The 12,776-nt window shown below is 65.4% G+C and carries 11 protein-coding genes; 8 read left to right on the top strand and 3 right to left on the bottom strand.

The window, feature by feature from the left end:
• Positions 1-191: 191 nt before the first annotated feature.
• The 3 genes from ctrA to ACNFJ7_RS01300 form a co-directional block, all read right to left on the bottom strand.
• Positions 192-899: a response regulator transcription factor CtrA gene (gene ctrA / locus ACNFJ7_RS01310; protein ID WP_019370227.1), complete on the bottom strand. Its 708-nt coding sequence runs from the start codon at positions 897-899 to the stop codon at positions 192-194.
• 133 nt (positions 900-1,032) lie between these two features.
• Positions 1,033-2,103, bottom strand: coding sequence for an AI-2E family transporter (locus ACNFJ7_RS01305; protein ID WP_019370226.1), 1,071 nt, complete (start codon positions 2,101-2,103; stop codon positions 1,033-1,035).
• Positions 2,100-3,011 (bottom strand): LysR family transcriptional regulator, encoded by a 912-nt coding sequence (locus ACNFJ7_RS01300; protein WP_019370225.1) that lies wholly within the window; start codon positions 3,009-3,011, stop codon positions 2,100-2,102. Before ACNFJ7_RS01300 ends, ACNFJ7_RS01305 begins: the two co-directional genes overlap by 4 nt.
• Before the next feature lie 115 nt (positions 3,012-3,126).
• On the opposite strand from ACNFJ7_RS01300, the gene ACNFJ7_RS01295 reads away from it, so the two are divergent.
• From ACNFJ7_RS01295 to ACNFJ7_RS01260, 8 genes are all read left to right on the top strand, one after another.
• Positions 3,127-3,825 carry a pirin family protein gene (locus ACNFJ7_RS01295; RefSeq protein WP_019370224.1) on the top strand — a complete coding sequence of 233 codons (699 nt, stop codon included), beginning with the start codon at positions 3,127-3,129 and terminating at the stop codon, positions 3,823-3,825.
• Between the two features lie 59 nt (positions 3,826-3,884).
• On the top strand, positions 3,885-4,487 hold the full coding sequence (wrbA, locus tag ACNFJ7_RS01290; protein ID WP_019370223.1) for an NAD(P)H:quinone oxidoreductase: 603 nt from the start codon (positions 3,885-3,887) through the stop codon (positions 4,485-4,487).
• Between the two features lie 82 nt (positions 4,488-4,569).
• Positions 4,570-5,226, top strand: coding sequence for an RluA family pseudouridine synthase (locus ACNFJ7_RS01285; RefSeq protein WP_019370222.1), 657 nt, complete (start codon positions 4,570-4,572; stop codon positions 5,224-5,226).
• Positions 5,219-5,620 carry an alternative ribosome rescue aminoacyl-tRNA hydrolase ArfB gene (gene arfB / locus ACNFJ7_RS01280; protein WP_058805430.1) on the top strand — a complete coding sequence of 134 codons (402 nt, stop codon included), beginning with the start codon at positions 5,219-5,221 and terminating at the stop codon, positions 5,618-5,620. The genes ACNFJ7_RS01285 and arfB overlap by 8 nt, the downstream gene beginning before the upstream one ends.
• Before the next feature lie 46 nt (positions 5,621-5,666).
• The gene (locus ACNFJ7_RS01275; RefSeq protein ID WP_019370220.1) at positions 5,667-6,149 is read left to right on the top strand and encodes a GAF domain-containing protein; all 483 of its coding nucleotides are present in this window, start codon (positions 5,667-5,669) and stop codon (positions 6,147-6,149) included.
• Between the two features lie 276 nt (positions 6,150-6,425).
• Complete coding sequence (locus ACNFJ7_RS01270; RefSeq protein WP_019370219.1) at positions 6,426-9,137, top strand: TonB-dependent receptor; 2,712 nt, start codon at positions 6,426-6,428, stop codon at positions 9,135-9,137.
• Between the two features lie 65 nt (positions 9,138-9,202).
• Positions 9,203-11,536 carry an alpha-N-acetylglucosaminidase gene (locus tag ACNFJ7_RS01265; protein ID WP_019370218.1) on the top strand — a complete coding sequence of 778 codons (2,334 nt, stop codon included), beginning with the start codon at positions 9,203-9,205 and terminating at the stop codon, positions 11,534-11,536.
• Complete coding sequence (locus ACNFJ7_RS01260; protein WP_019370217.1) at positions 11,533-12,681, top strand: acyltransferase family protein; 1,149 nt, start codon at positions 11,533-11,535, stop codon at positions 12,679-12,681. The genes ACNFJ7_RS01265 and ACNFJ7_RS01260 overlap by 4 nt, the downstream gene beginning before the upstream one ends.
• Positions 12,682-12,776 lie beyond the last annotated feature (95 nt).

Here is a 12,776-nt window from a genome sequence, read left to right as displayed (position 1 = left end):
GCTGAACCACGTCCGCAATCTTGAATGCTCTCCCGAACGCCCCCCGTCAGCAGCCCATCAAATTCCAAAAGCTCCGCCACTGGCAAAACATGGCAGGTCCAGCGTCCCCTGTGCGCCCACATGCCGAACAAAAAAAACCGCCGTCACTCGGGGCGTGACGACGGCTTTATTTGCCTGCGTGAAATTCGCGGTCAGGCGACCTGGGTATCCGCCTGCAGCGCCTCATCCGGCTCGCGCAGCACATAGCCGCGGCCCCAGACGGTCTCGATATAATTGTCGCCATCGCATGCCATGCTCAGCTTCTTGCGCAGCTTGCAGATGAACACGTCGATGATCTTCAGTTCCGGTTCGTCCATCCCGCCATAGAGATGGTTGAGGAACATTTCCTTGGTGAGCGTCGTGCCCTTGCGAAGCGAGAGCAGCTCCAGCATCGCATATTCCTTGCCGGTCAGGTGGACGCGGGCGCCATCGACCTCGACGGTCTTGGCGTCCAGGTTCACCGCCAGCTTGCCGGTGCGGATCACCGACTGCGAATGGCCCTTGGAACGGCGCACGACCGCATGGATGCGGGCAACCAGTTCGTCGCGGTGGAACGGCTTGGTCACGTAATCGTCCGCGCCGAAGCCGAACGAACGAACCTTCGAATCCATTTCGTTGATGCCGGAAAGGATCAGCACCGGGGTCTGCACCCGCGCGGTGCGGACCTTCTTGAGCACGTCATAGCCGTGCATATCCGGAAGGTTCAGGTCGAGCAGGATGATATCGTAATCATACAGCTTGGCCAGATCGAGCCCTTCCTCGCCCAGGTCGGTCGTATAGACGTTGAAGCCCTCGCCCGTAAGGATCAGCTCGATCGCCTTGGCTGTGCTTGGTTCGTCTTCGATCAGCAGCACGCGCATTGCCGGTTCCCCTGTCCACACCACACGGCGGAGCCCCGATGCCCGACGCGCTGGACGATTCATTAACCTAAACGTCAATGAAGCCGAAAGGTTAATTTCTCGTAAGTTGAGGACCGCTGGCGCCCCGGGAAATCTACGGTGCGGGTTCGGACGGAGGCGGCGGCGCAGGCTGTCGATCGTCGATTTCTTCTCCCAGCACTTCGCGCAGATACAGGCTCCGCACCAGCGTGAAGATCACCACCAGCAGCGCTGCCGAGAAGAACAGCCCGAACAGGCCGAAAACAAAGCCGATACCGATGATCGAGAACAGCGTCACCGCCGGCGGAATCGCGATCACCCGGCTCTGCACGACCGGCGTCAGGAAATTGGTCTGGATGATCCGCACGCCGGCAAAGACGAGCAGGCACCCGATCAGGGCGCCACTACCCCCTGTAGCCGCAAGACCCAGCGCGGGCAGCATCGCAGCGGCAGGCCCGACATAAGGGATGAATTCGCTGAGGCCGGCCAGCAGTCCGAGCGCCGCCGGTGAGGGCACACCAGCGATCCATAGGCCCAACCCCACCAGCAGCCCCATGCTGGTCATCAGGATCAGCTGCGTGCGCAGCCACAGCCGCAGCGTGGTGCCGACATCTGCCAGCGCATCGCCGACCGCGTCGCGCTGGCGCCCCTTGGGCACCAGCAACAGCAGCCCGCGCAGATACACGCCCGGATCAGCCGCGATGAACAGCGCGCCGACCAGTAGCAACACGGCATTGAGGAACAACTCGAACGAACCCAGCGCGAAGCCGCTGGCATCGCGCGCGATGCGCGAGCCCGCGAACGCCGCTTCGGCGGCATCATAGAGTTTGGCGGCCACCGGGCTGCCCTGTGCCCATTCCTTCAGGCGCACCACCAGTTGCGGTATCGAGCGGACCAGCGCTTCGATCTGCGGGCCGAACTGCACCGCGAACAGCCAGACGAGGAACAGGATCGCCGCCAGCACCGTCAGCATCGCCCCCGGCACCGACCAGCGCCTCGCCAGACCGAGCTGGATATAGCGATCGGCGATGGCGCGGATCACCACCGCGCCGAGCACGGCGCCAAAGGTGAGGATCAGCAGGTCGGCAGCGCGCACCAGCGCCACCACCACCGCGCCGACGGTAAGCAGGATAAGGACGCGGCGGATGAACCGCGCGTCGGCATCATCGGGAACCAGCCGCTTCACGATGCCCGAACGCAGAGGGTGCGCAACCGCTCCGTCAGGAAGTCGATCAGCGTTTCCACCCGCACCGGCCGGCGCGATCCGGGCGGGGTAACGAGGTGCAGCCCCACCGATCCGGATACCCAATCGGTCAATACCGCCTCCAGCCGGCCAGCGGCTATATCCTCGTCCACCAGGAAGCCCGGCAATCGCGCGACCCCCAGCCCCGCGCGGAGCGCCGGCAGCATCGCATCCCCATTGTCGGTGCGCATCGGCCCATCCACCCGGACCGCCGCCTCTTCGCCGCCGGCCTTGCGGAACCGCCAGACGCCCGGCGTCGCGGTGTTGGTGTAGACGAAGCAGGCATGGCGGGCGAGGTCCGCCGGATGCTGCGGTCGCCCGTGCCGCTCGAAATAATCGGGCGCGGCGACGACATGAATGCTGATCGGGCCCAGCCGCCGGGCACGTAGCGAGCTGTCCGGCAGCTCGGCGATTCGCAGCGCCACGTCGATCCCCTCGCCGACGATGTCGACGAACGCGTCAGACAAGGTCAGTTCCACCTTGATGCCCGGATTGGCCGTCATGAACTCCGCGAGCAGCGTCGCGAGGTGCCGCGTGCCGAAGGTGAGCGGTGCGGCGAGCCGAACAACGCCGGAAGGCGCGCTGGCCGATTCGAATGCAGCCTCCTCCGCCGATTGCCCTTCTTCCAGGATGCGCTGGGCATGTTCGGCAAGCTGCTGGCCGCTGTCGGTCAGCGTCAGCCGGCGGGACGTGCGGTGGAACAGCGTGGTGCCCAGCCGCTCCTCCAGCCGCGTGATTGCCTTGGAAATCGTTGCCTTCGACATGCCGAGCGCCGCCGCCGCACCGCTGAACGATCGGTGTTCCACCACGCTCGCGAACATCGCCCAGGCTTCGAAATCGGGTAGCTTCATCGTCGCGCCTCCGCCGCGACGACCTTCATATCACGAAACGATCAGTTTCCAACGTTTCCGTTTACGCGACAATCATCCGGCCTATCTTGGCGTCAACAACCAAGGGAGATCAGCGATGATCGACAAACGTAGTTTCGAAAGCCTGGGCGGCGCCGATCATGGCTGGCTCAAGGCCAAGCACCACTTCAGCTTCGCCAGCTATTACGATCCCGCGCGCATGGGCTGGGGCGTGATCCGGGTTTGGAACGATGATGAAATCGCGCCGAATTCCGGTTTCCCGCCGCATCCGCACCAGGACATGGAGATCATCACCTATGTCCGCTCGGGCGCGATCACCCATCAGGACTCGATGGGCAACAAGGGCCGCACCGAAGCCGGCGACGTGCAGGTGATGAGCGCGGGCAGCGGCGTGCGGCACGCGGAATACAATCTGGAACCGGAGACCACCCGGATCTTCCAGATCTGGATCCTCCCGCGCGAACGCGGCGGCCAACCGAGCTGGGGCGCGAAACCCTTTCCCAAGGACGATCGTTCGGGTCGCTTCGTCACGCTCGCCTCGGGGTTCGCCGAGGACAAGGATGCGCTGCCGATCCGCGCCGATGCCCGCGTGCTGGGCGCGACACTCAAGGCGGGCGAAAGCGTCACCCACAGCGTGGGTGCGGGTCGCCACGCCTATCTGGTGCCGGCGGCCGGTGCGATCACCCTGGACGGCGATCGCGTCGATGCCCGCGACGGCGCCGCGCTGGCCGGTGGCACGACGGTGACGATCACCGCGATCGAAGATGCGGAGATCGTCCTGGTCGACGCCGATTGAACTTCCCGGGGGCGGCGACCCCGCCCCTTCCCTTCCCTTCCCGAGAAAGGACCGCAACCATGACCAAGATCCTCGTTCTTTATTATTCCTCCTATGGTCACATCGCGCAGATGGCCGAAGCGGTGGCCGAAGGCGCCCGCAGCGCCGGCGCCGACGTCGACGTCCGTCGCGTAGCCGAAACCGCGCCCGCCGAGGTGGCCAAGGCCGCCGGCTTCCGCATCGACGACAGCCACCCGCTTCTCGATGATGTGAACCAGCTCGCCCAGTATGACGGCATCATCGTCGGCAGCCCCACCCGCTTCGGCCGCATGGCCAGCCAGATGGCCGCGTTTTGGGACAAGGCCGGCGGCGTCTGGTTCCAGGGGCAGCTGAACGGCAAGGTCGGCGCGGCCTTTACCTCCACGGCCTCGCAGCATGGCGGCCAGGAAACCACGCTGTTCTCGATTCTCACCAACCTGCTGCACTTCGGCATGACGATCGTGGGGCTCGATTACGGCTTCCAGGGCCAGGCCGGTGTGGACGAAGTAAAGGGCGGATCGCCCTATGGCGCCACCACCATCGCCGATGGCGACGGCAGCCGCCAGCCGAGCGCAGTCGAGCTGGAAGGCGCCCGCTACCAGGGCCGCCGCGTCGCCGAGACGGCCGCCAAGCTGAAGGCGTAAGCCATGGGTGCCCCTCCCGCCCGCGGGAGGGGCTTCTCGCATCCGGGCTCGCGCATTTTGCGAAGCGCGCTATATCCGCCCCATGTTCCAGGACCGGGTACTCTTCATCGACGGCGAAGCGCTGATCATCGACAAGCCGGCGGGCCTCCCCGTCGATCGCCCGCGCGACCGCAGCGAGAGTCTGGAGGATCTGCTCGACCAGCTGACCTTCGGCTTCCAGCGCCTGCCCGTCCCCGTCCACCGGCTCGACCGCGACACCAGCGGCTGCCTGCTGCTCGCCCGCAATCCCAAGGCGATGAAGCGCTTCGGTCAGGCCTTCGAAGCCGGCCAGGTCACCAAGCGCTATGTCGCGATCCTCGACGGCGTGCCCGAAACCGAAAGCGGCGAGATCGACCTGCCGCTCGGCAAGGTATCGACGATCGAAGAAGGCTGGCGGATGACGCACGATCCGAAAGGCAAACGCGCCCGCACCCGCTGGAAGCGGATGGAGGTGCACGACGGCCGCGCGCTGGTCGCATTCTATCCCGAGACCGGGCGCACCCACCAGATTCGCGTCCACGCGCTCGAAGGCATCGGCATCCCCATCGTCGGCGATCCCGTCTATGGCAGCGGCGGCCCCGCACTGATGCTGCATGCCCAGTCCATCACCCTGCCCCGCCCCGGCAAGCCCGACGTGCACGGCGACGCGCCATTGCCGGCACGCTTCCACCATATCGGCTTCGGCCGCTCGCATGGCTGAGATCCCAGACGAGGCGATCGTCGAGGAAAAGTTCCTCGCGGCGACCGGCCCCGGCGGGCAGAACGTCAACAAGGTGGCGACCGCGGTGCAGCTGCGGGTCGACGTCTTCAAGCTGGGCCTGTCCCCCTATGCCTATGAACGGCTGAAGGAACTGGCCGGGACGCGGATGACGTCGGCGGGCGAGCTGCTGATCACCGCGCGCCAGTATCGCACCCAGGACGCCAACCGCACCGATGCGCGCCAGCGCCTGTCCGAGCTGATCGACAAGGCGCACGAACGACAGGCGCGGCGCATCAAGACCAAGCCGAGCAAGGCCGCCAAAGCGAGGCGGGTGGATGCCAAGAAAGGCCGTTCAGCGGTGAAAGCCGGCCGCGGCAAGGTTTCGTTCGACTGACGCCTCCCCTCTCGCGCACGGCGCCGGGATCCCCTACATCGCCGGCATGTACAGCTTCGACATCACTGCCGACACCAAGGCCGAGCTCTATAGCGACCTCGCCGCCGCGCTCGATTCGCTGACCGCCGACGAGCCCGATCCGATCGCCAACATGGCGAACGTCTCCGCGCTGATCGGCCAGTATCTGCCCGATCTCAACTGGGCCGGCTTCTACCGCAATGTGGCGGATGAGCTGGTTCTAGGGCCTTTCCAGGGGAAGGCCGCATGCATCCGCATTCCGTTCGGCAAAGGCGTGTGCGGCGCGGCCGCGGCGACGCGTGAGACGCAGCTGGTGGAAGACGTGCACGCCTTCCCCGGCCACATTGCCTGCGATGCGGCAAGCCGTTCGGAACTGGTGGTACCAATTGTACACCAAGGCCGCTTGTTGGGCGTGCTGGACCTGGACAGTCCACTTCCCGCCCGATTCGACGCGGGCGACGCCGCCGGTTGCGAAGCGCTGATGCGGATTCTGGCGCCCCGTCTGGCCTGAACACAGAACCTTTCTGCTCACTACGTCATTTGCCCCCCGGCCCGTCGGGCGTCGGGGCGGCAACCTTTACGCTTTTTTGACAACGAGTTGACGGTGGAATTGCAGCAGCTGTCTGGCAAAGAGGTATTACCACCCTTTGTTTTTGTATTGAATTGGCCTTGACATAATAAGACCGATAGCAACCAATGCCAGTCCGCAGAGCGGAAGAGATGTGCCACGGGAGGGCGCACCGACGCACTGCAACGATCCGGCACCAGGCCAGCATTGGGGGTTATCATGCAGAAATCGGATAGCGTCACGGCGTCCACGCGTCGCCACGTCAGGGCGCTTTGGCTCGCATCGGGATGCGTCGCTGCGCTGGGTTTTGCCAGCACCGCACAAGCTCAGACGGACACTGAAGCCGCGCCGCAGGAAGGCGTGGAAATCGTCGTCAACGGCATTCGGGCATCGATCGATAACGCGATCGACGCCAAGCGCCGCGACACGCGCGTTACCGACGGCATTTCGGCGGAAGATCTCGGCAAGTTTCCCAGCGAGAACATCACCGAGGCGATCCAGCGCATCTCGGGCGTGCAGATGTCGAACATCAACGGCCGCGGCGCCACGATCAGCATCCGCGGCCTGGGCCCGCAATATGCGATGACGACGGTAAATGGCCAGACCTTCAAGAGCGCCGACTTCACCGACGGCTTCCGCTACGACATCATCCAGACCGAACTCGCCAACGCGATCCAGGTGATCAAGTCACCCACCGCAGACATGGATGCGGGCGGCCTTTCCGGCACGGTGAACATCCAGACGACCAAGCCGCTCGATCATAAGGATCGGCAGCTGGTGCTCGCGGTGAAGGGCCAGAACTCCGAATATGCCGGCGGCAGGATCACGCCGAAGATCAGCGGCAGCTATGTCGACCAGCTCGCGGACGGCACGCTCGGCGTGTACGTCAACCTAGGCTATCAGAAGCTGAAGGACCGCGCCGACTATTTCTGGATGGATCGCTGGGCCACCCAGACGATCGCCGGCGCCACCACCTATGTGCCACGCCGCCCGCGCTACCGCCGCATCGATCGCGAAACCGAGCGCCTGATGGGCAGCGGCGGCCTACAGTGGCGGCCGAGCGACCGCATCGAGATCGACGCCAGCGCGATCTACGCCAAGGACATCACCGACTATGACGTGAACCAGCAGGTGTTCCTTTTCAACACCGCCCGGATCGCGGCAAGCAACGTCATCGGCGACGTCGCAACCAAAGCTACCGCAACCAATTTCACGCTGGAGAACAATCGCCAGCACGAGGATCGCGATCTCGTCAGCCAGGGCTATACCTTGTCGGGAAAATGGACCGGCGAGAATGGCTGGTCGGCACGCACAGTGCTCAACTACACCAAGGGCAGCAGCTATCAGCGCGAAGCCGCCGCGATCCTGGGCGTGAACATCCCCACCGCGACGATCGACTTCAGCGACTGGAAGTCGGTGAAGTATAGCGTCGGGACGGATCTGTCGAACCCCGCGCTATATGCGCCGGCAACGCTCAGCCGCAACGAATACCCGAACGGCGCCACGCGCAAGATGGCGTCGAGCGAAAGCTCGGCACAGGCGGACCTGTACAAGGAAGTCGCGCTCGGCCCGATCAACCAGCTCAGCATCGGCGCGAAGTACCGGCACGAGATCTTCAACCGCGACGTCAGCCGCCACGACATGATCGCGCTGCTGTCGCGCCAGCCGGCTCCCTCCAGCCCGATCTTCCCGGCGATGGCCGCCAACAACTATGCAGTCGGCGGCTTCCTCAACGGCGATTCGGGCATTCCCGGCGCGTGGATCGGTCCGGACCTCGGCGCCTATGACAAGGCACTCGCGGCGGCAGGCATCACCGTGCCGGACATCGCCGCCCCCGAAGCCAGCTACCATGTCGATCGCTTCATGCCTTCGGCCTATGCGATGGCCGGCATCGACACCCGGCTTGGCGACATGACGCTGCGCGGCAATATCGGCGTGCGCTACGAGCACACCAAGCAGAAGGTGAAGGGCAATATCACTGCGCCCCGCACCGATGGGTACACCGAAGTGCAGCGCAAGATCGGTGACTATGCGATCGAGCAGAGCTACGACAACTTCCTGCCCAGCTTGAACCTGGTACTGGAGCCGACCAGCACGCTGCAGGTCCGCTTCGCCGCGGCCAAGGTGCTGGTCCGTCCGATCATGGATTCGAATACGTCCATGGCGCAGACCACCAGCAGCTCGCCCAATACCTTCCCGGTGGGCACCAGCACGATCACCGTCGATCTGGGGCAGGCATCGCTCAAGCCGCTCACTGCCGACCAGCTCGATCTCGGCGTCGAATGGTACTTCACCCGATCGAGCGCGATCGCGATCAACGGCTTCTACAAGTGGATCAAGAACGGAACCTTCTCGTCGCTGATCTGCCCGTCGTCGTTCAACGGCACGGCGCTGACCAGCTTGGGCAATGATTGCGTCGATGCCCGGGGCAACATCTACGACATCACCGAAACCCGCAACGATCCCAGCACCATCAAGGTGAAGGGCTTCGAAGTGAGCTGGAACCAGTCGTTCGATCGCCTGCTGCCGGTGGACGGCTTCGGCATCCTCGCCAACCTGACGCGCGTTTATCCGCAAAAGGTGGCGATCGGCACCGGCTTCACCATCCGCAACCTCTCGAAGGTGACGTGGAACGTCTCGCCCTATTGGGAGAACGAACACTTCAACATCCGCCTCTCGGTGAACCACCGCAGCAGCTACGAACAGAACAGCGCAGACAGCTTCTTCGCACGGGAGGGCCACACCGTGCGCGGCCGCACCCAGTTCGACCTGAGCGGCGGCTATTCGCCGAACAGCTGGCTCAGCTTTGCGGCGGGCGTGATCAATCTCAACAACAGCCGCGAACAGGCCTATTTCCGCAACACCGACGTGTGGCAGGAAAGCAGCTTCTACGGCCGTAGCTTCTACCTGTCGGCCACGCTGAAGATGTAAGACTCGGCCCCGGGGACGGCACCCAGCCGCCCCCGGGGCAATTTCGTGCTTCTGGAGTATTCGCCTTGGCCGATTCCGCCGCCCGCCGTCTCCGCTTCCTCGGTCCGGTTTCGGCCGGTCTCGCCCTTGCAGCGCCGGCCGCTGCTCAGCCGGCCCGTCTGGCCCCCGCCGCTGCACCGCAGCCGGCGACCGCCGCAGCCCGTGCCGTCCTCACCCGGCTCGGTGTGGATACCGCTCGCATTGATCTGGCGCTGGTCCCCGGCGCCACCCCGACATTCCGCGCCCGAACCGCCGCCGGCCGTCTGCGCGTCGAAGGCTCCTCGCCGGTCGCGCTGGTGCGCGGCGCCGCCCGATATCTGGGCGCACAGGGTAGCCTGGCCGTTTCCTGGGAAGGTGTGCGCAGCCGCCCGCTGGTGCTCCGGGACGGCTATGACAGCGGCGTCGTCGCCTCTTCCTTCTCGCTGCGCACCTATCTGAACACCTGCACCTATGGCTACACCACGCCCTGGTGGAACTGGGGGCGCTGGGAACGCGAGATCGACTGGATGGCAGCGCACGGCGTCGACACGCCGCTCGCGATGGAAGGCCAGGAGCATGTCTGGCGGGCGCTGTGGCGCGAGCAGGGCATGAACGACGCACAGATCGCCGCCGGTCTCTCCGCCGCACCCTTCCTGCCGTGGCAACGCATGGGCAACATCGCCGGCTATCGCGCGCCGCTCTCGGCCAACTGGATCGAGAAGAAGCGTGTCCTGCAGCGCCAGATCCTCGGGCGGATGCGGTCGCTGGGCATGAAGCCGATCCTGCCGGCCTTCTCCGGCTATGTGCCCGAGGCGTTCGCCAAGGCGCACCCTGACGCCAAAATCTACCGGATGCGGCAGTGGGAAGGCTTCCCCGGCACCTATTGGCTCGATCCCTCCGATCCGCTGTTCGCCAAGCTCGCCGCGCGCTTCCTGCAACTCTACACGGCGACCTATGGTCCCGGCGAATATTACCTCGCCGACGCCTTCAACGAGATGGTGCCGCCGATCGCCGAGGACGGCAGCGACGCCCGCGCCGCCACCTATGGCGACGCCATCGCCAACACCGCCGCCACCCGCGCCGCCGCTCTCCCGAAGGAGGTGCGCGATGCCCGGCTCGCAGCCTATGGCGAGCGCCTCTATCGCTCGATCACCGCGGCCGCGCCGAACGCGACCTGGGTGATGCAGGGCTGGCTATTCGGCGCCGACAAGGCGTTCTGGACGCCGGACGCGATTGCGGCCTTCCTGTCGAAAGTGCCGGACGAGCGCATGCTGATCCTCGACATCGGCAATGATCGCTATCCCGGCATCTGGAACGCGACCAAGGCCTTCTACGGCAAGGGCTGGGCGTACGGCTATGTTCACAATTACGGCGGCAGCAACCCGGTCTATGGCGACCTGAATTTCTACCGCAGCGACATGACCGCCGCCCTCGCCAATCCCGGCCATGGCCGGATGCGCGGCTTCGGCCTGTTTCCCGAAGGCCTGCACAACAACAGCATCGCCTATGCCTATGCCTATGATCTCGCCTGGGGCGAAATCGACGCGGAGGGCAAGGCGCGCCCGCTGGACGCCTGGCTCGGCGACTACACCAAGAGCCGCTACGGAAAGACCTCGCCCGCGCTGGTCACTGCATGGGGACAGGCGATCGCCGGCGCCTATTCCACGCGCTACTGGACGCCGCGCTGGTGGCACGAGCAGGCCGGCGCCTATCTGCTATTCAAGTTCCCCAGCCTCGATGGCGCGAACTATCCCGCCGCGCCGGGCGACGCCGCCGCGCTGCGCGCCGGTATCGACGCGCTGCTGACCCAGGCTCCGGGCTATGCGGGCGAACCGCTCTACACCTATGACGCGGTCGATCTCGTCCGCCACTATGCCAGTCTGAAGCTCGACGAGCGTCTCAAGACCGCCGTCGCGGCCTATAAGGCCGGGGACCTGGCCGCCGGCGACAGCGCCACCGCTGCTGCCGAACGGCTCGCCAAGGGCATCGACGCACTCGCCGGGAACCAGCAGGAAACGCTAGGCAGTTGGCTCGCGGACGCAGCAGCCTATGGAGACACGCCGGCCGAGAAGGCGGCGTTCGTCGAGCAGGCGAAGGCGATTGTCACCGTCTGGGGAGGAACGGGCCACTTGTCCGACTATGCCTCGCGTGCATGGCAGGGCCTGTATGCCGGCTATTACTGGCCCCGTTGGCAGCGGTTCCTGGCTGCCCAGCGTGCCGCGGCCGTCGCGCACACGCCCTTCGACGCAGCCGCCACGGCGAAGGCTGTCCGCGACTGGCAGGCCGCCTGGCTGAAGGATGGCCGGATGTGGCGGAGGTCGCGCCCAGCGGCACCGCTCACCCTCGCCCGCACGGTCCTCGCGGAAAGCGACGCCAAATGACGGAAACGCAGGCAAAAACCGTCGCCGCCCTCGCGGGGAAGCCGCGCTTTCTCGCGCTGGACGTGTTTCGCGGTGCCACGATCTTCCTGATGATCCTGGTCAACACCTCGGGGCCGGGTGCCGAGCCCTATCCGCAGCTGGTCCATGCCAAATGGTTCGGCTTTACCCTCGCGGACCTGGTGTTCCCCACCTTCCTGTTCGCGATGGGCAATGCGATGAGCTTCGCCCTGCGCAAGCCGGTGGCGACCGGGCCCTACCTCGCCAAGCTGTTCCGGCGCGGCGCGGTCATCTTCGTGCTCGGCTATTTGATGTACTGGTTCCCGTTCGTCGAGCAGGGGGCGAATGGCTGGGAATGGAAGCCCTTCGCACTCACCCGCGTGCCGGGCGTGCTCCAGCGCCTGGCGCTCTGCTATGTGCTGGCGGGCCTGCTGATCCGCTGGCTCCGGCCGCGGCAGCTGCTGCTCGCGGGCATGGCGATGCTGCTCGGCTACTGGACGATCCTGCTCGCCTTCAGTCCGCCGGGCATGGCCTACGACAAATACGCCAATATCGGTACGCAGATCGATCTGTGGCTGCTCGGTCCCGGGCATCTCTACAAGAAGGATGGAGGCTTCGATCCCGAAGGGTTGCTCGGCACGCTGCCTGCCACCGTCAACGTGATCGCCGGCTATCTGGCCGGCTTTGCCATCGTGCGGAGCGGCGACCTTGGCCGCACCGTGCGGCGCATGGCCGTGATCGGCGGCCTGCTGGTCCTCGCCGGGCTTGCCTGGTCGCCCTGGTTTCCCATCGCGAAGAAGCTGTGGACCGGCTCCTATGTGCTGCTCACCGTCGGGTTCGACCTGCTGCTGCTCAGCGGCACGATCGCGCTGATCGAGCTGGCCGGTTTCAGGCGCGGCAGCCGCTTCTTCACCATTCTCGGCCGCAATCCCCTGGCGATCTATCTCTTCTCCGAACTGTTCGTCACCATCCTCCACCTGATTCCCGCATCGGACAAGGACAGCAGCTATGAAGCCGCCGGCGTCGACGTGTTTCAGGCGATAGCACCGGGCCCGCTTGGCGCGCTGCTCTGCGCCTTTGCCTATACGATGCTGTGCTGGGCAGTCGGTTGGTGGATGGATCGCAAGGGCTGGATCCTGAAGGCGTGAGCCGCATCGGCCGTCTGGCGAAGCTCCGCGGAACCGGCTAGAGCGGATTTCGACCGCACTGAATCGGTGAGGGATTCCCAAGGAACGCGATTTCT

This window comes from Sphingomonas sp. HT-1 (assembly GCF_048568905.1).
GTDB lineage: Bacteria > Pseudomonadota > Alphaproteobacteria > Sphingomonadales > Sphingomonadaceae > Sphingomonas.
This window is presented reverse-complemented; position numbering and strand designations above follow the sequence as displayed.